Source organism: Vibrio sp. 9-16B-A1, assembly GCF_056726165.1.
The window spans coordinates 147,846-168,434 of record NZ_JBSDZD010000002.1; the positions used below are offsets into that span (position 1 = coordinate 147,846).

The following is a 20,589-nucleotide window of genomic DNA, read 5'->3' on the forward strand; positions in this document are numbered from 1 at the left end:
CATAAGAACACGGATAATTATTCTTCATCCCGCCAAACCTGGGTTTACCGGCGCCAATTTCTGCTACAATCGGGGCTTCATTCCAGACAAACCCCTCAGGCATCGTGGCAGTTCATAACGGATTTATTCTTACCCGGCAGGCAAAAGACAGAGCAGGACTGGCTCAGATAGAGCTGTGGGCCGCAACTGACCAGGGCCCCTGTCAGCTGGTGATCCCGCAGCAGAAACCGGTGTTTTTTATTCACCAGGACGACCAACTGCAAGCCAAAGATATGGCTGGCAGCGCAGGAATTAACGCCGAACTCAAACCGCTTGAGATGCACACCTTTGGCCAACAGCCGGTTTGCGCCGTGTATTGCCACTCGATTCGTGACGCCTCCCGGCTGGCGGGTATTCTGGAGAGCAATAATATTGCCCACTATGAAGCCGATATCCGCCTTGCTGACCGCTTTCTGATGGAGCGTTATATTCAGGGCGGTATCGCATTTGACGGACGCCAAAGCCAGCGCCGCAGCCATATTCGTATCGACCAGGCCCGCGCCAAAGCCAGTGAGTACACTCCCGCCCTGCACACCGTATCACTCGATTTTGAATGCAGCGAAAAAGGCGTGCTTTACTCGGTTGGCCTGCACAGTGAAAAAGACAGCCGGGTAATCATGGTGGGTGAAGCCGAACCAACAGAAACCCCGGTTGAATGGGTGCACGATGAAAAAGCCCTGCTGAGTGCCCTGTTCGCCTGGTTTGAACACTACGACCCGGATATTGTCATCGGCTGGAACGTAGTGGACTTTGACTTTCGCCTGCTGGCAAAACGCTGTGAATGGCACAAACTGCCGCTGGCACTGGGCCGTGGCGGACAGAACGCCCATTTCCGTCAGTCATCGAACACCAACCAGGGCTTTATCACCATCCCCGGCCGGGTGGTACTCGATGGCATAGATACCCTGAAAACCGCCACTTACCATTTTCGCAGCTGGTCACTGGAATCTGTCGCTCAGGAGCTGCTTGGTGAGGGCAAAGCCATCCATAACGTCTATGACCGTATGGATGAAATCAACCGTATGTACCGCGATGACAAGCCGATGCTGGCCAAATATAACCTGCAGGACTGCGTACTGGTGACGCGTATATTTAAGCACACTCACCTGCTGGAGTTTGCCATTGAACGCTCCAGGCTGACCGGAGTTGGGCTCGACCGTATCGGCGGCTCTGTCGCGGCCTTTACCAACCTCTACCTGCCAAGGCTGCACCGCGCAGGTTATGTCGCCCCTAACCTGCACCCGGAAAACTGGCTGGCAAGCCCTGGCGGCTATGTGATGGACTCCCTGCCGGGTCTGTATGACTCTGTGCTGGTACTGGATTTTAAGAGCCTCTACCCATCGATTATCCGCAGTTTTCTGATTGATCCGCTCGGCCTGGTCGAAGGGCTGAAACAGGAGACCGGCAACACCCCAGAGAGTGCGGTAGCCGGCTTTCGTGGCGGCCAGTTCCACCGCTCACACCACTTCCTGCCCGAGATGATCCGAAACCTGTGGCAGGCTCGGGACAGGGCTAAACGCAACAACGAGAAAGCCTTCTCACAGGCGATCAAAATCATCATGAACTCCTTTTATGGTGTGCTCGGCTCATCTGGCTGCCGCTTTTTCGACACCCGCCTGGCCTCCTCTATTACCATGCGCGGCCATGAGATCATGAAACAGACCCGCAGACTTATCGAAGCCAAAGGCTACCAGGTTATCTATGGTGATACCGACTCGACCTTTGTCTCCCTGACCAAAGCGCACAGCCAGCAGGAGGCCGATGCAATCGGCAACGAACTGACTACACACATCAACCTGTGGTGGCAGGAACACCTCAAAGAGGAGTTCGGGCTGGAGTCGTGCCTTGAAATAGAGTACGAAACCCATTACTGCAAGTTTCTGATGCCGACTATCCGTGGCTCAGAAGCGGGCTCAAAGAAACGTTACGCCGGCCTGACTGGCGAACCGGGCGATGAAAAAATCATCTTCAAAGGCCTTGAAAGCGCGCGCACCGACTGGACCCCCCTTTCCCAGACTTTTCAGCAGCAACTGTATGAAATGGTCTTCCACGGTGAAGAGCCGGGGGACTATATCCGCGACTACGTGGAGAAGACCCGCGCCGGTGATTTTGACGATCAACTGGTGTATCAGAAACGACTGCGCCGCAAACTGTCCGACTATCAGAAAAATGTTCCGCCACAGGTGCGCGCGGCCCGCCTTGCTGACGAAACCAACGCCCGCCTCGGCCGTCCGCTGCAGTATCAGAACCGCGGCCGTATCGAGTACCTGATCACCGTAAATGGCCCGGAGCCCAAAGAGTACCTCTCCAGCAGCATCGACTATCAGCACTATATCGACAAGCAACTCAAACCGGTGGCTGATGCCATCCTGCCGTTTATCGGCCTTGATTTTGAGCAACTGACCGCACCTCAGTTAGGGCTGTTCTGACGACAGCCGTCCCTCACCAGCAACCCAGCAACCCAGCAACCCAGCAACCCAGCAACCCAGCAACCCAGCAACCCAGCAACCCAGCAACCCAGCAACCCAGCAACCCAGCAACCCAGCAACCCATAATCTTCCATCTCTCCTGACAACAAAAAAATTTTATCGTCCCGACAATTTTAATTCGCAATACATTTGCGATCTCCGCTGCTAGAGTCCGCGCCAATTGGTAACCCCGGAGATAAAAAACAATGCATACCAAAATGACCCTGGGGTGGCGCGAAGTGGTCACCCTGCCCGAACTTGGATTAACCCATGTTAAAGCCAAAGTGGATACGGGAGCCCGGACATCCTGTCTGCATGCCTTCAGGCTGGAGACATTTGAACAAAACAGTGAGCTATGGGTGCGCTTCTGGATGCACCCAAAACAGGACAACAGCGTGGAAGCCACCTGCGAAGCCAGGGTCATCGATCAGCGTATCGTGCGTGACTCAGGCGGCCATGAAGAGCTGCGCTATGTCATCGAAAGTCAGATAAGCCTTGGCGGGCAGAACTGGCCAATTGAAATCACCCTGACTAACAGAGAAAACATGCGTTTTCGCATGCTTTTGGGGCGTACGGCGATGGTTGACCGAATAGTAGTAGACCCGGATGCCTCTTACCTGATGAGCGAAGAATAAAAGAATGAAAATCGGAATCCTGTCGCGTAACGCGTCCCTGTACTCAACCCGCCGCCTGATCGAGGCGTGCGAAGCCCGTGGCCACCAGGCGCATGTGATTGATGCACTGCGCTGCTACATGAACATTAACTCCCACCAGCCAGAGATCCACTACAAAGGTGAAGAGCTGGTCGGTTTCGATGCGGTGATCCCGCGCATCGGTGCCTCTGTCACTTTCTACGGCACCGCAGTACTGCGCCAGTTTGAAACCATGGGCGTGTACACCATAAACGAGTCGATCGCTATCTCCCGTTCACGGGATAAACTGCGCTCAATGCAGATCCTCTCCCGTCGCGGGATTGGTATGCCGGTCACCGGCTTTGCCAGCCGTCCGGATGATGTGAAAGATCTGCTGGATATGGTCGGTGGGGCTCCTGTGGTGATCAAACTGCTGGAAGGCACTCAGGGCATCGGCGTGGTACTGGCGGAAACCCGCAAAGCAGCCGAGAGCGTAATCGAAGCCTTTATGGGCCTGAAAGCCAACATCATGGTACAGGAGTTCATCAAAGAAGCCGATGGTGCGGATATCCGCTGCTTCGTAATTGGTGACAAAGTGATCGCCGCAATGAAGCGTCAGGGCGCAGAAGGCGAGTTTCGCTCCAACCTGCACCGTGGCGGCAGCGCAACCCTGGTCAAGATCACTCCGCAGGAACGCAAGACCGCTGTTGCGGCAGCCAAAGCGATGGGACTGAGTGTGGCTGGTGTGGATCTGCTGCGTTCAAACCGCGGCCCACTGGTGATGGAAGTCAACTCCTCGCCGGGTCTGGAAGGTATTGAAGCGGCAACAGGCAAGGATGTAGCAGGTATGATCATAGAACATATCGAAAAGAAAGTGTTGGGAGCAAAAAATGGCAAAGAGAAACTCACCGTTTCAGCTGCTTGAACACCAGATAGCACCGGGCAGCCGCTGTCAGTTTGAAATGCCGACAGCCCTGCTGTATAACCAGTCGCCGCTGTCCATCTCAGTCGAAGTCCTGCATGGAAAACATGCAGGGCCGGTGCTGTTGCTTAACGCAGCAATTCACGGTGATGAGCTCAATGGCGTCGAAATCGTTCGTCAGATGTGTCAGACCATCGACCCAGCGCGTCTGCGCGGCACCATTATCGCCGTGCCGGTGGTGAACGTATTTGGCTTTATCCATAAATCCCGATATCTGCCGGACCGCCGTGACCTGAACCGCTGCTTTCCCGGCAGCGAAAGCGGCTCACTGGGCTCGCGGATCGCGCACAGCTTCTTTAATCAGATAGCCAGACGGTGTGATTACATTATCGACCTGCACACCGGCGCGATCCACCGGACCAATTTACCCCAGATAAGAGCCAATCTGGACAACCCGGAAACGCTGCGCATCGCCAAAGCATTCAACACCCCCGTGATTGTCGATGCGCCGCTTCGCGATGGCTCACTGCGCAGTGAGGCCGAATACCTCGGCATTCCGACCCTGACCTACGAGGCAGGGGAGGCGCTGCGCTTTGAGCCCATTTCGATCACCGCGGGTGTGATTGGGATAAAACAGGTGATGCGGGCAATTGGCATGCTGCGCGCCAGCCGCAAAGCACTGCCAGACCCGGTTATTGCCAACACCACCAGCTGGATCCGCGCGAACGCCAACGGCATTTTGCACTGTCAGGTGAGTCTGGGAGATAAAGTGACTAAAGGCCAGGTGCTGGGCTATATCCGGTCACCGGCGGGCAATGAAGAGAGTGAAATCCTCTCGCCAAAAGACGGCATCGTGATTGGTCAGCAAACCCTGCCGCTGGTCAATGAGGGTGAAGCTGTATTTCACCTGGCTTACTTTGGCAGTAAAACCGAACAGGCCGGAGAATCCGTTGTCCTTTACATTGATGAAGTGAATGAGCTGGACAACGCTGTGCTGACCACAGCATCTCCTCTGTAATCCCTCTCAAAATCCTGCTGCAACCCCCTGCAGCAGGCCTATCCAATCCGAAACTCAGTACGCTGGTAGGCTTTCACCAGCCAACGGCCAAAATCATCCAGAATGCCAATAGCTGAACGCTTGGGCACCGGCTTGCCTGTCAGCAGGATCACCAGCCGCTCAATATCGGGACGCTTTGCCGGATAATAACGCAGAAAGGTCTTGCCGCAGGCTACCGGGTCTTCAATCCACTGCTTATCTTTATGCATGATCAGCGAATAGCTGGCCCGAAGCAGCTTCTTAGCGATCGCCTGCTGCGCCCTTACCTGCTCCGGCAGCGACTCCGCTTTGACGATTTTCGCCCGGTAGTGTTTCAGCCACTCTTCCACGTCCATGTTCCAGTGTTTGGCAATCTCCCAGCTTGGCTCAAAATCACCAAACCGGTCAGAAAGGTCTTCCCCCTGAATACAGACGCAACAATGGCTAAGCATAAAGCCCCAGGTAAAAATGCCTTCCAGGCTGAGCACATCATCTACCACCCCGTGTTGAAACGAAATCCCCCTGATCTGAGGGAAGCGGCGGGAGAACTGCATTTTAATGGTGTTAAGCAGGCTTTGCTCCTGAGAAGAGAAAGGCCTGTAGGTGAGGATCACCACATCGAGATTTGACTTACCCGGCCGGGCACTTTTTCTTGCCACACTGCCAAACAGATATACGCTCTGCAAATTGGTGCCAAGCCCCTTCACGAGGTACTGCTTTAACTGGGAAATAACCGGTTCAAATTCGGCCTGAAACGGTTCGGCGGGGTGAATCCTGGGTAGTGCTGTCATAGTCGCGGTCAAACAACCTTAATCTCTGCTGGAGCGCCTAGTTTGTCTCAGCTTTTATCTTCAATCAAGGGTTTGGTTTTTCTTCAGATCGTGGTAATTTCTTGGCGTTAAAACTAACCAGGAAATAAACCATGCCAAAGGCAAGTGAACTTAAAAAAGGTTTTGCGATTGAATCGAATGGCAAGACTCTGTTAATCAAAGATATCGAAATCACCACTCCTGGTGGACGTGGCGGCGCAAAAATCTACAAACTGCGTTGTACTGACCTGGCAACCGGCGCCCGCGCTGACGAGCGTTACAAGTCAGATGACGTGGTAGAAACCGTTGATATGACCAAACGTGCGGTTGCATTCTCTTACGTTGACGGCGATGAGTACATCTTCATGGACAACGAAGATTACAGCCAGTTCGTATTCAAGCAGGACGAGATCGAAGATGAGCTGCTGTTCATCACTGAAGAGACCCAGGGCCTGATGGTTATGCTGATCAACGGCCAGGCGGCAGGTCTTGAACTGCCTTCTTCTGTTGAACTGGTGATCGAAGAGACTGATCCTTCAATCAAAGGCGCTTCTGCCTCTGCGCGCACCAAACCAGCACGTTTTGCAACCGGCCTTGTCGTTCAGGTACCGGAATACATCGCAACCGGTGACCGCATCGTGGTAAACACCACCGAACGCAAATACATGAGCCGGGCTTAATCCTATGTCTGAATTGATTTCATACGACGACGTAATCGAAGCGGCTTACGACATCTTCCTTGAAATGGCACCAGACAACCTGGAGCCGGCCGATGTGATCCTGTTCACCGCTCAGTTTGATGACCGCGGCGCTGCTGAGATCGTCGAAACCGGCGATGACTGGGCTTCACATGTAGGTTTTGAAGTCGACAAAGAAACCTACGCTGAAGTGCGTATCGGCCTGGTCAACGAAGAAAACGATGAGCTGGACGATGTGTTCGCCCGTATGCTGATCAGCCGTGACCCGGATCATAAGTTCTGCCACATGCTGTGGAAGCGCGATTAAGTGCGCTCTTCTCTCTGAGCTGTCCTCTTCTTCTTGGGGATTACGGCAGCTCAGAGAACTTTCCCTGGATTTCCGTTACCAGGATCACGCTTTAACACTTCCTCTCATACCTTTCCCGTCGCTCCATTGCCACCAAAAATAGCAACAAGTATCATATAAGCGCTGAACACTCTTTATGACCACAGCGGTCAACGCTTATTTGGGGGTGATTATGAACAAAACAGAATTTCAGCGTATTCTGGACTCGGTTGATGACATGACCTATGGCCAGAAAGTAAATCTGCTTGCGCAGTTAAAAACCGTCAGTAATACCAGACCAGTCCGCAACCAACGCGAACTCGTTACTCAGGAGGAACTGGACGCCCTGCTCCGGGCAGTGCATTAGAAAAGGGTTAGGGGAACAATTGATATAAAAAAGCCTTCCGAAAGGAAGGCTTTTTTGATTCTGTTGCCGATTACTTGCGGTTACGGCTGCCGCCTGGTTTTGGCTTGCGGCGTGCATTGGCACGGCCACCACCGGGATTGCTCACGCGCTCTTCGTGACGCTTCACCGCACGACGGATCTTCTGGCTGCGGGAACGCTCACGCTTGCGTGACGTGTTAGAGCCGTTTACATCAATAAATGAGTTTTTCTCCGGACGCAGTTCTACCATCTCACGCAGGTAGTTCACCTCTTTAAGAGACAGCTCCATCCAGCCACCGCGTGGCAGTTTTTTATCGAGGAAGATGTCACCGTAACGAACACGCTTCAGACGGCTTACCGTACACTCCTGTGATTCCCACAGACGACGTACTTCACGGTTACGGCCTTCGTTGATCGCCACGTAGAAAGTATGGTTCATACCCTCACCGCCGGCGTAAACCACGTCTTCAAAACGGGCCATGCCGTCTTCCAGTTTCACGCCGCGTACCAGGTTACGAACTTTCTCTTCGTTCACTTCACCAAATACACGCACCAGGTACTCACGCTCAACCTGACGGGACGGGTGCATCAGACGGTTTGCCAGTTCACCATCAGTAGTGAACAGCAGCAGGCCAGATGTGTTGGCATCCAGACGACCAACGGATACCCAGCGGGCACCACGGATTTTTGGCAGACGGTCGAAAACGGTACGACGACCTTCAGGGTCGTGACGCGTACACAGTTCACCTTCTGGTTTGTAGTATGCCAATACGCGACATACCACTTCTTCTGACGCTTTTACAGAAACAGTGTGGCCGTCAATGCGAACGGTCGCATTGTCATCTTCCAGGCGCTCACCCAGTTTCGCTACCTGACCGTCAACACTGACGCGTCCGGCGCGGATGAGGGATTCAATTTCACGTCTGGAGCCATGGCCTGCACGTGCTAATACTTTCTGTAACTTTTCGCTCATTACCTTACCTATTTGTCGTCTTCACAGACGTCGAATCTAAACGGGGGTTACCGCCCAAACTGGCGGCCGCGTATTATGGCAAAAAAACCTTGTCTGGTCAGCAGAAATTTACTCAAAAGGTGAAGGATCACCAGCGCCAACACGGGCGATAACGGCTTCGTCATCACTGAAGTCAATCACTGTGGTTGGCTGCTCGCCCAGGTAGCCGCCGTTCAGGATCGCGTCCACCGCGTGCTCCAGTTTATCGCGGATCTCTTCCGGGTCAGATTCGGTCACATCACTGCCCGGCAGGATAAGCGACGTTGACATCAGAGGCTCGCCCAGCGCTTCAAGCAGGTCCAGCGCGATTCTGTTGTCCGGAACCCGGATACCAATGGTCTTACGCTTAGAGTTCATCAGGCGGCGCGGTACCTCTTTGGTCCCTTTGAAGATAAAGGTGTAAGGCCCCGGCGTGTTGTTTTTCAGCAGACGGAACGCGCCGTTATCCACGCGTGCATACAGTGACAGCTCAGAAAGGTCGCGGCACAGCAAAGTAAAATTGTGCTTATCATCCAGCCTGCGGATACGGCAGATGCGCTCCAGCGCCTGCTTATTTTCCAACTGACAGCCGAGCGCGTAACCCGAATCGGTCGGATAAACCACTACCCCGCCATTACGGATGATCGCCACGGCCTGAGTGATCAGCCGCGCCTGAGGGTTTTCCGGGTGAATGTAGAAAAATTGACTCATGTTATTCCTCACTTAGATCAGGCTGCCCGGGCTGCGCCGGTTCGTTCTTGCTTTTTACGCGCAGCTCCAGCCCCCAATCTTTCCATACCGGCTCCGCACCAGCGGGGAGCCACAGATTACGTCCCAGCTCCATCCACGGAGAGGGATAATGAAAATCAGAACCTTGGGAGGCTAATAGTTTGTATTGTATAGCATAATCAGCCAGATTGCGCCTTTCTTGTTGCGCCTGCTGGGGCTGGGCAACTTCCATGGCATCACCACCGGCGTCGCAGAAGGCCTGTATCAGGCGTTTAGTCCACTTGGCCGTGAGCTGATAACGCCCGGGATGAGCCAGAACAGCGACGCCTCCGGCAGCATGAATCGTACTGACCGCGCCCTCAATGGTGCACCAGTTCGGCGGCACATAACCCGGATTATTGCGGGTCAGAAACTTCTTAAATACCTGCTGCATGCCTTTGGCGTGGCCATTATCCACCAGCCATTTAGCAAAGTGAGCCCGGGTGACCGGCGCATCACCGGCCAGTGCCCTGACTTCTTCAATAATGCCTTCCACCCGCAGCGATTTTTCCAGCCGGGTCGCCATCAGCTCAGAGCGTTCCACCCTTCGCTGTTGCTGGGCGTGGATCAGTGACTGAAGTGCTGTGTTTTGTGGGTCGATATTAAGCCCGACGACATGAATGTCTTTGTTTTGCCAGACGGTGGAGATCTCGATGCCGTTGAGCAGGATAAGATCCAGCCCCTGCTCAGCAATATAGTCATGAGCAACCGGCAGACCTGCTACGGTGTCGTGGTCCGTAACAGCCAGCACATCCAGATTAAACTGCACGGCTCTGTCTATCAATTGCTCAGGGGTAAAACGGCCATCGGAGGCGGTGGTGTGACTGTGCAGATCAATTCGCATAATTTGGGCTTGACTTTTCCTTCCTGTACTAGTTAACTAGTACGCAAATACAAACACGGATATCAGTTCATGTTACAGCATTCAGACCTTCAACATAACACCAAACTGTCAGTGGTTATCACTGAGGCATGGTGGCGCGTATGGTCTGAGCGATGGCGGGCTTCGGTGTCAGTGTGATTTTACAGAATCAGCTTCATACAGCCCGCTTAATAAGCGGGCTTTTTATTTTGTCGGTTACCTCACATTCAACCGCGTAAAAATCCAGCAAAAAAACGTTTGCTTTCATTGGGCTGGCCGGATGATTGTGCGAGTATGTAGCGCAGGAATTAAAGAAATGCATCAACAAGGAGGTCTTGTGAACAAGACCATTAGTATTAAGAACCAGGGCAGGCTGAGCCTCCATCATCTCGATGTGCCTTACAGCGATGATCCGACCCGTATCTTCCAGGCGGTGTGTGGCGACAAAGCCAACAGCCTGCTGCTTGAGTCGGCCGAGATCGATTCCAAGGAAAACATTAAAAGCTTTTTGCTGATTGATGCAGCAATGCGAATTGAGTGCTTTGGTCATGATGTACGCTTCGAAGCACTGACAGACAACGGCCACCAGCTGCTTGCCCGTCTGAAACAAAATCTGGTTAAGGACGTGACCAGCTCAGAGAGCGATGATGGCTTTACCATCCACTTCCCGGACCCGGACAGCACACTCGATGAAGACAGCCGCCTGCGTGAAGCATCAAGCTTTGACGCCCTGCGCCTGGTTCAGCACAGCTTTGACCTGACAGACAATGCCCGCTTTGATCTGTTTATCGGTGGCCTGTTTGCCTACGACCTTGTGGCTAACTTCGAGCCACTGGGAGAAGTCACAGAGGGCAACCGCTGCCCGGATTACGTATTTTACGTTGCCGAAACCCTGATGGTCATCGACCACCAGAACCAGCGCGCCGACGTTCAGGCAACCCAGTTTGACGGCAACGCAGAAATTGCCCAGCAGCTGAACCAGCGCCTGGCCGACATTTCAGATGCCTGTCAGGCTCCGGCACCGCTGGAAGCCGCACCAAAGTTTGACGCCATCGAACCACAGACCAACATCAGCGATAAAGACTTCTGCCAGATCGTACGGGATCTGAAAGAGTACGTGGTCAAAGGCGACATCTTCCAGGTGGTGCCTTCACGCCGCTTTACCCTGCCGTGCCCGGCACCGCTTTCAGCGTACAAAGCACTCAAGCACAGCAACCCAAGCCCGTATATGTTCTACATGCACGATGAGCGCTTTACCCTGTTTGGCGCATCACCGGAAAGCGCGCTGAAATACGATACCGACAGCAACCAGATTGAGATTTACCCGATTGCCGGTACCCGTCATCGCGGTAAACGCCCGAACGGCGAAATCGACTTTGATCTCGACAGCCGCATTGAACTGGAACTGCGCAGCGACACCAAAGAAAACGCTGAGCACATGATGCTGGTAGACCTGGCCCGTAACGACGTTGCCCGTATCTCAGAGCCGGGCAGCCGCCATGTGGCCGACCTGCTTAAAGTGGATCGCTACAGCCACGTCATGCACCTGGTATCCCGGGTGGTTGGTCAGCTGCGCGGCGATCTGGACGCCCTGCACGCTTATCAGGCCTGTATGAATATGGGCACCCTGACCGGCGCGCCAAAAATCCGCGCGATGCAGCTTATCCGTGATGTGGAACAGGCTCGTCGTGGCAGTTACGGCGGCGCCGTCGGCTATCTGACCGGCGAAGGTGACCTGGACTCATGTATCGTTATCCGCTCTGCTTATGTAGAAGACGGCGTGGCACAGGTTCAGGCCGGTGCCGGTGTGGTGTTCGATTCTGACCCTCAGGCAGAAGCCGATGAAACGCGCGGTAAGGCTCAGGCCGTTATCAACGCGATTAAACTTGCGCATACGGAGTAACGACATGGCCCATTTAGTATTCGTTGATAACTTCGACTCTTTTACTTACAACCTGGTCGATCAGTTTCGCTCGTTAGGTTACCCTGTCACGGTGTACCGTAATCATATTGCAGCAAAGGCTATCGAGCAGGCGGTGAACGCGCTGGAAAATCCGGTTGTGATCCTCTCTCCTGGCCCTGGCGCTCCGGCAGAAGCAGGCTCTATGCCTGAGCTTATCGCCCGCCTCAAAGGCAAAGTGCCAATGATCGGTATCTGCCTCGGCCACCAGGCGATCGTGGAAGCCTACGGCGGCGTGGTTGGTGGCGCGGGCGATATCGTCCACGGCAAAGTCTCCATGATGGAACATCAGGATCACGCCGTGTATCAGGGGCTGCCTTCGCCATTGGCCATTGCCCGCTACCACTCTCTGGTGGCGCAACAAGTGCCGGATTCACTGACGGTGACCGCAGAAGTCGATGGACTGGTGATGTCTGTGGTCAATGAGGCTGACCGGGTGTGTGGCTTTCAGTTCCACCCGGAATCAATCATGACCACCAGCGGCGCGCAACTACTGGCCAATACCATTGAGTGGGCACTGAAGCCTGCCGGTCTGCAGTAACAGAATAAGGAAGAATAAGATATGGAACAGATCATCAATAAACTGTATCAGCAGCAGTCTTTAAGCCGCGAAGAGAGCCAGACCCTGTTTGACGCCATCATCAAAGGCGAAATGGACCCTATGCTGCTGGCAGCGGTACTGACCGCACTGAAAATCAAAGGCGAAACTCCGGCAGAAATCGCCGGTGCCGCCAGCGCGTTGCTGGAAAACGCCAGCCCGTTCCCGCGCCCGGATTATGACTTTGCTGATATCGTCGGCACCGGCGGTGACGGCTCCAACACCATTAATATCTCCACCACGGCGGCCTTTGTCGCTGCGGCGTGTGGTATCAAAGTCGCCAAACACGGTAACCGCGGCGTATCGAGCAAATCGGGCTCGTCCGATCTGCTCGACTCATTTGGCATCAATCTGGCAATGAGCGCAGAAGACACCCGTAAAGCGGTCGACGACCTTGGCGTGGCTTTCCTGTTTGCTCCTCAGTACCACCAGGGCGTTCGTCACGCCATGCCGGTGCGCCAGGCAATGAAAACCCGCACCATCTTTAATATTCTCGGCCCGCTGATCAACCCGGCCAGACCCAACATCGAGCTGATGGGTGTGTACGATGCGGCGCTTATCCGCCCTATCGCCGAAACCATGCTGGAGATGGGCTTTAAACGCGCGGCAGTGGTACACGGCAGTGGACTGGATGAAGTCGCCATTCACGGTGAAACTCAGGTCGCGGAAATCAAAGACGGTCAGATCACTGAATACGTGCTGACTCCGGAAGACTTTGGCGTAAATACTCATCCGCTTGAAGCCATCAAAGGTGGCGAGCCGGCTGAGAACCGCGCCATCATCACCAATATTCTGACCGGTAAAGGCACCGAAGCTCAGGTTTCTGCGGTGGCGGTCAACGTTGCCCTGCTGCTGAAACTGTTTGGCAATGAAGACCTGAAAGCCAACACGCAACAGGCCATTGAGGCGATGAACTCAGGCAAAGCGTATCAACTGGTTGAACAACTGGCAGAGCGGGGATAATCCGATGACTCAATCCAAAAACCAAACACAGCCTGTAAGCCAGAAACAGCGTGATATGGCCCAGGTACTGGCCAAAATCGTCGCAGACAAACACGTCTGGGTTGCCCAGCGAAAAGCAGAGCAGCCGCTGGAGAGCTTTAAAGATAAGCTTGAACCATCTGACCGCAGTTTTTACGATGCGCTCAGCCAGCCAGGCACCCGTTTTATTCTGGAATGCAAAAAGGCCTCTCCGTCAAAGGGGCTGATCCGCGATGACTTCGATCTCGATTACATCGCCTCAGTTTACAAAAACTACGCTACCACCATCTCGGTGCTGACCGATGAGAAATACTTCCAGGGCAGCTTTGATTTTCTGCCTCAGGTAAAACGCCAGACCAGCCAGCCTGTTCTGTGCAAGGACTTTATGGTGGATACCTATCAGGTATACCTCGCCCGCCACTATCAGGCGGATGCGATCCTGCTGATGTTGTCTGTGCTCGATGACAGCGAGTACCGTGAACTGGCCGATACGGCACACAGTCTGGGACTCGGCATTCTGACGGAAGTCAGTAACGAAGAAGAACTGGAACGTGCGATCAGTCTTGGCGCAAAAGTAGTTGGGATCAACAACCGCAACCTGCGTGACCTTTCTATCAACCTGAACCGCACCAAAGAGCTGGCGCCAAAACTGCCTGAAGGCACCATCGTTATCTCTGAGTCCGGCATCTACAATCACCAGCAGGTTCGTGATCTGGCAAATTTCGCCAAAGGCTTTTTGATCGGCAGCTCGCTGATGGGCGAAGCCAACCTTGAGCTGGCAGTGCGCAAAGTGCTGACCGGGGATAACAAGGTATGCGGCCTGACCCACCCGGATGATGCGGCCAAGGCGTATTCAGCCGGTGCTGTTTACGGCGGGCTTATCTTCGTTCCGGCATCAAAGCGTCACGTGGACCTGGAGGCTGCCCGGCTGGTGATGAGCGGTGCGCCACTGAAATACGTGGGCGTGTTCCAAAACCACCCACAGGATGAAGTCGTGCAAACAGCAAAAGAGCTTGGCCTCACAGCTGTACAGCTGCACGGCAATGAAGACCAGGCGTATATCGACGCTCTTCGCCAGGCGTTGCCGGAGCAGTGCCAGATCTGGAAAGCGTACCCGGTAGACGGCCAGGTCCCGGCCCTTCTGGAACAGAACGTCGACCGCCATCTGCTCGACAGCAAAGTCGCAGGACAATGCGGCGGAACCGGCCAGACATTTGACTGGTCGCTGCTGAAAGAGCAGCCACTGGACAAAATTATGCTTGCCGGGGGCCTGAACCCAAATAATGTAACCGACGCAGCCAGACTCGGCTGCCTCGGCCTCGACCTGAACTCCGGTGTGGAATCTGCGCCGGGTAAAAAAGATCTCAACAAATTAAACGAAGCGTTCAGCGCGATTCGTCATTTTTAATATAAGGAACTGTCATGGCTAAACTGGATGCCTATTTTGGCGAATACGGAGGTCAGTATGTACCTCAGATCCTGGTCCCGGCTCTTGAGCAACTCGAGCAGGCATTTATCGATGCGCAGGAAGACCCGGCATTTCGCGCCGAGTTTATGACCCTGCTGCAGGAGTACGCTGGTCGTCCGACCGCGCTGACCCTGTGCCGCAACCTGACCAAAGGCACCAAAACCAAGCTTTACCTGAAGCGTGAAGACCTGCTGCACGGCGGCGCCCACAAAACCAACCAGGTACTGGGACAGGCGCTGCTGGCAAAACGCATGGGTAAAGATGAGATCATCGCAGAAACCGGCGCTGGTCAGCACGGTGTGGCGACGGCACTGGCGTGTGCCCTGCTTGGCCTGAAATGCCGCGTATACATGGGTGCCAAAGACGTCGAGCGTCAGAGCCCGAACGTATTCCGTATGCGTCTGATGGGCGCAGAAGTGATCCCGGTACATTCCGGCAGCGCAACTCTGAAAGATGCCTGTAACGAGGCACTGCGCGACTGGTCCGGCAGCTACGAGACCGCGCACTACCTGCTGGGTACTGCGGCCGGTCCTCACCCATTCCCGACTATCGTGCGCGAGTTCCAGCGCATGATCGGTGAAGAAACCAAAAACCAGATCCTGGCGCGCGAAGGCCGCCTGCCGGATTCTGTCATTGCCTGTGTTGGCGGTGGTTCAAACGCTATTGGTATGTTTGCTGACTTTATCGAAGAAGAAGGCGTTGGCCTTATCGGCGTTGAGCCTGCCGGCCTTGGTATCGACACCGACCAGCACGGCGCGCCGCTTAAACACGGCAAGACCGGCATCTTCTTTGGCATGAAAGCCCCGCTGATGCAGGACGAGCACGGCCAGGTAGAAGAATCTTACTCTGTCTCTGCCGGCCTGGACTTCCCGTCTGTTGGCCCGCAGCACGCGCACCTGAATGCGACTGGCCGCGCCGAATACGTCGCCATCACAGATGATGAAGCACTGGAAGCTTTCCAGGCGCTGGCACGCAACGAAGGTATCATTCCGGCACTGGAGTCTTCACACGCGCTGGCTTACGCCCTGAAAATGGCGCAGGAAAACCCGGAAAAAGAGCAGCTGCTGGTAGTTAACCTTTCCGGCCGCGGCGATAAAGACATCTTCACCGTTCACGACATTCTGGAAGAAAAAGGAGCACTATGATGGACCGTTACCAGGCTTTGTTTGCCCGCCTTGAAGAAAAGGGCCAGGGCGCATTTGTTCCTTTTGTTACTGTGGGTGACCCAACCCCGGAACTGTCACTGCAGATCATGAAAACCCTGGTGGAATCCGGCGCGGATGCTCTGGAACTGGGTATTCCGTTCTCAGATCCGCTGGCTGATGGCCCGACCATCCAGGGTGCGAACATCCGCGCACTGGACTCAGGTACTACGCCAGATACCTGTTTTGAGCTTATCGGCCAGATCCGCGCGGCATACCCTGAGCTGCCAATCGGCCTGCTGATGTATGCCAACCTGGTCTACGCCCGCGGTGTCGATAACTTCTACCAGCGCTGCCAGCAGGCCGGTGTCGATTCAGTACTGATCGCGGACGTACCGACCGGTGAAAGCGGCGAGTTTGTAGCGGCTGCAGAGAAATACGGCGTGAAGCCAATCTTTATTGCACCGCCAACCGCATCAGACGAAACCCTGAAGCAGGTTGCTGAGCTGGGCGGCGGTTACACTTACCTGCTGTCACGCGCAGGCGTGACAGGTGCAGAGACCAAAGCCAACATGCCGGTGACCACTCAACTGGAGACACTGACGCAATACAATGCGCCACCTTCCCTGCTTGGTTTTGGTATCTCGGAGCCGGCCCAGGTGAAACAGGCGATTGAATCCGGCGCAGCCGGTGCCATCTCCGGCTCTGCTGTGGTGAAGATCATTGAACAAAACGCTGATCAGCCGGAAACCATGCTGGCAAAGCTGGCAGAGTTCGTCTCCTCCATGAAATCCGCCACACAAAAGTAACATTTCATTAATTAACAGGCGCCTTATAAACCCATAAGGCGCCTTTATATGTCCCCCACCCAGTTATTCCCGCCAATTTAGATAAGCAACTACACACATTAACATTTGTGACACGTAAATACCCCAAAATCACAAAATCATTCACTTATCTGAGCGATGTTTAAAAAACGCCGCCGAATATGTTGTTGTCGTTGATCCGAATGTCATATCCGTGTAAAAAAGCAATTCGGAACAATCCTCCAGGACAGGAATAAAACCTGGATATTGTTCCTGTAAAACACAACATTTATAGCACAGAGGTTACGGAAGTGTTAAAAGACAAATCAATAGTACGCAACATCGGCTTTCAGGTCGTGATTGCGATGATCCTCGGTACCTTAGCCGGTGCCGTAATGGGCGAGACAGCTACCATTTTTGGCCCGTTGGGCACCATTTTTATCGCCCTGATCAAGATGCTGGTTGTTCCACTGGTTGCGGTTGCACTGATTTCAGGTGCGGCTGGTCTGGGTAACAGTCATTCTGCCGGTAAAGTCGGCGGCTTTACCCTGGGTTTCTTTGCCCTGACTTCAGCACTGGCGGTTGCGCTGGCGCTGGTAATGGGTGAGGTATTCCAGCCAGGTACAGGTATCGACGTATCTTCCGTTCAGAGCATGTTCTCTGCGGAGTACGCGGATAAAGGTGGCCTGCCTACCTTCTGGGCGACCGTTATCGGTATGATCCCAACCAACGTATTCCAGTCGCTGAATGAAGCCAATATCCTGCAGATCCTGGTATTCTGCCTGTTCTTCGGTATCGCGGTTTCCAAACTGGAAGAAGAGCGTCGCACTCCCCTTCTGAACGGCGTAAACGCTATCGTCGATGCTATGGTATGGATGATCAACGCGGTAATGGTTATCGCACCAATCGGTGTATTCGGCCTGATGGCAGAAGCAGTCGGTACCTTTGGTTTCGGCGCCCTGATGGTGGTATTCAAACTGTTCGTAGTTTACGTTGCTGCTATTCTGATCTTCGGCTTTATCGTTTACCCTGCGATGGTTCAGCTGTTCACCAAGACCTCTGCGCGCAAGTTCATCACTGCGATGAAAAAGCCTCAGGCCGTAGCACTGTCTACCGCGTCTTCTATGGCAACCCTGCCGGTAACCATGGATACCTGTGAGCACGAGCTGAAAGTATCGAACTCTACTGCATCGTTCACCCTGCCGCTGGGCGCGACCATCAACATGAGTGGTAACGCGATCTACTACGGTCTGGTTGCTATCTTCTTTGCTCAGCTGTTTGAAATCGACCTGAGCATGGGTGCTTACATCGCGATCATCGTGACCTCTACCCTGGGTGCGGTTGGTCAGGCGGGTGTACCTGGTCCTTCATTCCTGGTTGTAGCAGTACTGCTGGCTGCCGGTATTCCTATCGAAGGCCTGCCACTGCTGTTCGCTCTGGACCGTATCTTCGATATGATCCGTACTGCGCTTAACATCACAGGTGATGCGGCGTGTGCGGTTATCGTAGACAGCCTGGTGAAAGAGGAAGCGGCTCAGCCGGTTCCTGAGAAGCAGGAAGCGTAAGCTTAAAAAGAGTTAACTGCATTTTCCGATGCAGTCATAACCAAAGCCGGGCCCAGCCCGGCTTTTGAGTGTCTGAAGTAAGGAAACAAAGCGCCACAAACTGTGTCTAAATCTGTATTGACGGTTTGTTCCGGCCGCCAATTTGGGTAGACTGTAACGGTTATGTTTGAGGAAAGTAGTCCATAATGAAACAACTGATTGATTTTATTCCACTGATTATCTTTTTTGCCCTGTACAAGATGTACGACATCTACACGGCAACCGGTGCACTGATCGTCGCAACAGCGATTCAAATCGCCGTCACTTACTTTATGTATAAGAAAGTGGAAAAAATGCAGCTGGTCACCTTTGTTATGGTCGCCGTGTTCGGCGGCATGACCATCTTCCTCCACGACGATAACTTTATTAAATGGAAAGTCACCATCGTTTATATGGTGTTCGCGCTTGGACTGCTGATCACCCAGATGATTGGCAAACCGGTGATCAAAGGCATGCTTGCCAAAGAGATCACCCTGCCTGACGCGGTATGGAACAAAATAAACTGGGCGTGGATTGGCTTTTTCACCGTGTGTGCGGTGCTGAACGTATATGTTGCTTTCAGCCTGTCACTGGATGTATGGGTCAACTTTAAAGTGTTTGGTCTGCTGGCCGCCACGTTTGGCTTCACCCTGTTAACCGGTCTCTATATTTATAAGCACATGCCAAAAACCGATGAGTCACCGGAACAGGAATAACTGTTACTGATTTTTAATTGCCCTTCGCAGGCCTGATGCCTGCGGAGGGTTTTCTGTTTTAGGAAAGTAGTATGACAACTGCAAACACCCCTCGTGGTCAACTTCTGCTGCGAACGCTGGCGATGCCGGCGGACACCAACGCTAACGGCGATATTTTTGGTGGCTGGATCATGTCCCAGCTCGACCTTGCCGGCGGCATCCTTGCCAAAGAGATCTCTCATGGCCGTATCGTCACTGTCTCAGTTTCCAGTATCACTTTTAAAAAACCAGTGCGTGTCGGCGATGTTGTCTGTTGTTACGGTGAGTGCACCAAAATCGGCCGCACCTCAATGGAGATTCACCTCGCTGTATGGGTGAAGCCGGTCTGTGAAGACGGCATTGGCGAGCGCTACCAGGTATGTGAAGCCCAGTTTAACTATGTCGCGATCGACAGCCAGGGCCGTCCGCGTCCGGTAAAAGGCGAGTAATCCGGGCCCTGAACAGTGATACAGACTCACATATCGCGGAATATGGGATGCGTTTGCAGGCCTGAGGGTTTACTATCAGGACCATTGCTTAATAAACAAGGAATTAGCTCATGTGGTATGTGATCTTCTCTCAGGACGTCGAAAATTCATTGTCAAAACGCCAAAGCGTTCGTGACCGCCACCTTGCCCGCCTGCAACTGCTGCAGGACGAAGGCCGCCTGCTGACTGCAGGTCCAATGCCCGCCATCGACAGCGACAACCCGGGTGAAGCCGGCTTTACCGGCTCAACGGTGATCGCCGAATTTGATTCGCTGGAGCAGGCGCAGGCATGGGCGGATGCAGACCCTTATATTGAAGCAGGCGTTTATGAGAAAGTGATCGTCAAACCGTTTAAAAAGGTATTTTAGCAACATGAGAACACGCTCCTTATCGCCAAAACTGATAACCCTGATAGCCGCAGGTGCCCTGGTCACCGGCTGTGCTTCCACTGACGATCAGCAGGAAAAAATCAATATGGCCGCAGAGCAACGCGCTAACGTACTCGCTGCGGGCCTCCCTGTGGAATATGGCCCGCTCAAGGTTATGAGCGCCAAAGCCAAACAGGGTACGGTTGAGCTGATGATGATCTACAACCAGGACGGTGGTGGTGAAACACCGCAGGCACTGATGAGCAACGCCGTCAGCTATTACTGCAGCAACAACATGACCCAAAAAGTGATGGAAGCAGGCGTGAACTACCGCTTACTGCTGCGCAACAGCCGCGGCCAGTTGCTGCTCGATCAGGCCGTCACCCAGGCCAGCTGCCAGTCCGCAAAACAGTAAGACGCGAGATGGTATGGGAACTCAGCGGCTAAGTCGCCTGGGGGAAAATCCCCCCGAACCACGTCCCACGAACCCCGCAACCAAAAAACCTCCCGGCCAGGAGGTTTTTTT

General features: G+C 53.8%; 22 protein-coding genes. 18 read left to right on the plus strand and 4 right to left on the minus strand.

Annotated elements, in window-relative coordinates:
- Nucleotides 1–104: 104 nt before the first annotated feature.
- From ACVB80_RS04360 to ACVB80_RS04375, 4 genes are all read left to right on the plus strand, one after another.
- Complete coding sequence (locus ACVB80_RS04360) at nt 105–2,468, plus strand: DNA polymerase II (protein WP_481080049.1); 2,364 nt, start codon at nt 105–107, stop codon at nt 2,466–2,468.
- Between the two features lie 245 nt (nt 2,469–2,713).
- On the plus strand, nt 2,714–3,142 hold the full coding sequence (locus ACVB80_RS04365) for an ATP-dependent zinc protease family protein (protein WP_481080050.1): 429 nt from the start codon (nt 2,714–2,716) through the stop codon (nt 3,140–3,142).
- A gap of 4 nt (nt 3,143–3,146) precedes the next feature.
- On the plus strand, nt 3,147–4,064 hold the full coding sequence (gene rimK / locus ACVB80_RS04370; protein WP_481080051.1) for a 30S ribosomal protein S6--L-glutamate ligase: 918 nt from the start codon (nt 3,147–3,149) through the stop codon (nt 4,062–4,064).
- On the plus strand, nt 4,030–5,079 hold the full coding sequence (locus tag ACVB80_RS04375) for a succinylglutamate desuccinylase/aspartoacylase family protein (RefSeq protein WP_481080052.1): 1,050 nt from the start codon (nt 4,030–4,032) through the stop codon (nt 5,077–5,079). Before rimK ends, ACVB80_RS04375 begins: the two co-directional genes overlap by 35 nt.
- Before the next feature lie 38 nt (nt 5,080–5,117).
- Here the strand turns inward: ACVB80_RS04375 and ACVB80_RS04380 are convergent, their stop codons facing one another.
- Nucleotides 5,118–5,888 carry a nucleotidyltransferase domain-containing protein gene (locus ACVB80_RS04380; RefSeq protein WP_481080053.1) on the minus strand — a complete coding sequence of 257 codons (771 nt, stop codon included), beginning with the start codon at nt 5,886–5,888 and terminating at the stop codon, nt 5,118–5,120.
- A gap of 131 nt (nt 5,889–6,019) precedes the next feature.
- Between ACVB80_RS04380 and efpL the strand changes: the two genes are divergently transcribed.
- The 3 genes from efpL (at nt 6,020) to ACVB80_RS04395 (ending at nt 7,296) form a co-directional block, all read left to right on the plus strand.
- Entirely contained in the window at nt 6,020–6,586 is a 567-nt protein-coding gene (efpL, locus tag ACVB80_RS04385) for an elongation factor P-like protein EfpL (protein ID WP_481080054.1), read from the plus strand.
- Between the two features lie 4 nt (nt 6,587–6,590).
- Nucleotides 6,591–6,911, plus strand: a complete 321-nt coding sequence (locus ACVB80_RS04390) for an HI1450 family dsDNA-mimic protein (protein WP_481080055.1) — start codon at nt 6,591–6,593, stop codon at nt 6,909–6,911.
- Between the two features lie 211 nt (nt 6,912–7,122).
- Nucleotides 7,123–7,296 (plus strand): hypothetical protein, encoded by a 174-nt coding sequence (locus ACVB80_RS04395; RefSeq protein ID WP_481080056.1) that lies wholly within the window; start codon nt 7,123–7,125, stop codon nt 7,294–7,296.
- A gap of 70 nt (nt 7,297–7,366) precedes the next feature.
- On the opposite strand, the gene rluB is transcribed toward ACVB80_RS04395, so the two are convergent.
- From rluB to rnm, 3 genes are all read right to left on the minus strand, one after another.
- The gene (gene rluB, locus ACVB80_RS04400; protein WP_481080057.1) at nt 7,367–8,287 is read right to left on the minus strand and encodes a 23S rRNA pseudouridine(2605) synthase RluB; all 921 of its coding nucleotides are present in this window, start codon (nt 8,285–8,287) and stop codon (nt 7,367–7,369) included.
- A gap of 108 nt (nt 8,288–8,395) precedes the next feature.
- Nucleotides 8,396–9,016, minus strand: a complete 621-nt coding sequence (locus ACVB80_RS04405) for an L-threonylcarbamoyladenylate synthase (protein WP_481080058.1) — start codon at nt 9,014–9,016, stop codon at nt 8,396–8,398.
- 1 nt (nt 9,017) lies between these two features.
- Nucleotides 9,018–9,917, minus strand: coding sequence for an RNase RNM (gene rnm / locus ACVB80_RS04410; protein ID WP_481080059.1), 900 nt, complete (start codon nt 9,915–9,917; stop codon nt 9,018–9,020).
- 304 nt (nt 9,918–10,221) lie between these two features.
- Here rnm and ACVB80_RS04415 point away from each other — a divergent pair, with 304 nt between their 5' ends.
- The 11 genes from ACVB80_RS04415 (at nt 10,222) to ACVB80_RS04465 (ending at nt 20,478) form a co-directional block, all read left to right on the plus strand.
- Nucleotides 10,222–11,838: an anthranilate synthase component 1 gene (locus tag ACVB80_RS04415; protein ID WP_481080060.1), complete on the plus strand. Its 1,617-nt coding sequence runs from the start codon at nt 10,222–10,224 to the stop codon at nt 11,836–11,838.
- Nucleotides 11,839–11,842: 4 nt separating this feature from the next.
- Entirely contained in the window at nt 11,843–12,436 is a 594-nt protein-coding gene (locus tag ACVB80_RS04420) for an aminodeoxychorismate/anthranilate synthase component II (protein ID WP_481080061.1), read from the plus strand.
- 21 nt (nt 12,437–12,457) lie between these two features.
- Nucleotides 12,458–13,456 carry an anthranilate phosphoribosyltransferase gene (gene trpD, locus ACVB80_RS04425; protein WP_481080062.1) on the plus strand — a complete coding sequence of 333 codons (999 nt, stop codon included), beginning with the start codon at nt 12,458–12,460 and terminating at the stop codon, nt 13,454–13,456.
- A gap of 4 nt (nt 13,457–13,460) precedes the next feature.
- Nucleotides 13,461–14,882, plus strand: coding sequence for a bifunctional indole-3-glycerol-phosphate synthase TrpC/phosphoribosylanthranilate isomerase TrpF (trpCF, locus tag ACVB80_RS04430; RefSeq protein WP_481080063.1), 1,422 nt, complete (start codon nt 13,461–13,463; stop codon nt 14,880–14,882).
- A gap of 14 nt (nt 14,883–14,896) precedes the next feature.
- The gene (gene trpB, locus ACVB80_RS04435; protein WP_481080064.1) at nt 14,897–16,087 is read left to right on the plus strand and encodes a tryptophan synthase subunit beta; all 1,191 of its coding nucleotides are present in this window, start codon (nt 14,897–14,899) and stop codon (nt 16,085–16,087) included.
- Nucleotides 16,087–16,893 carry a tryptophan synthase subunit alpha gene (gene trpA, locus ACVB80_RS04440; RefSeq protein WP_481080369.1) on the plus strand — a complete coding sequence of 269 codons (807 nt, stop codon included), beginning with the start codon at nt 16,087–16,089 and terminating at the stop codon, nt 16,891–16,893. The genes trpB and trpA overlap by 1 nt, the downstream gene beginning before the upstream one ends.
- A 284-nt stretch (nt 16,894–17,177) precedes the next feature.
- The gene (locus ACVB80_RS04445) at nt 17,178–18,455 is read left to right on the plus strand and encodes a dicarboxylate/amino acid:cation symporter (protein WP_481080370.1); all 1,278 of its coding nucleotides are present in this window, start codon (nt 17,178–17,180) and stop codon (nt 18,453–18,455) included.
- Between the two features lie 185 nt (nt 18,456–18,640).
- On the plus strand, nt 18,641–19,189 hold the full coding sequence (locus ACVB80_RS04450; RefSeq protein WP_481080065.1) for a septation protein A: 549 nt from the start codon (nt 18,641–18,643) through the stop codon (nt 19,187–19,189).
- 71 nt (nt 19,190–19,260) lie between these two features.
- Nucleotides 19,261–19,656, plus strand: a complete 396-nt coding sequence (gene yciA / locus ACVB80_RS04455) for an acyl-CoA thioester hydrolase YciA (protein ID WP_481080066.1) — start codon at nt 19,261–19,263, stop codon at nt 19,654–19,656.
- Between the two features lie 110 nt (nt 19,657–19,766).
- Nucleotides 19,767–20,063 (plus strand): YciI family protein, encoded by a 297-nt coding sequence (locus ACVB80_RS04460; protein ID WP_481080067.1) that lies wholly within the window; start codon nt 19,767–19,769, stop codon nt 20,061–20,063.
- Between the two features lie 4 nt (nt 20,064–20,067).
- On the plus strand, nt 20,068–20,478 hold the full coding sequence (locus ACVB80_RS04465) for a GspS/AspS pilotin family protein (RefSeq protein WP_481080068.1): 411 nt from the start codon (nt 20,068–20,070) through the stop codon (nt 20,476–20,478).
- Nucleotides 20,479–20,589: the final 111 nt, after the last annotated feature.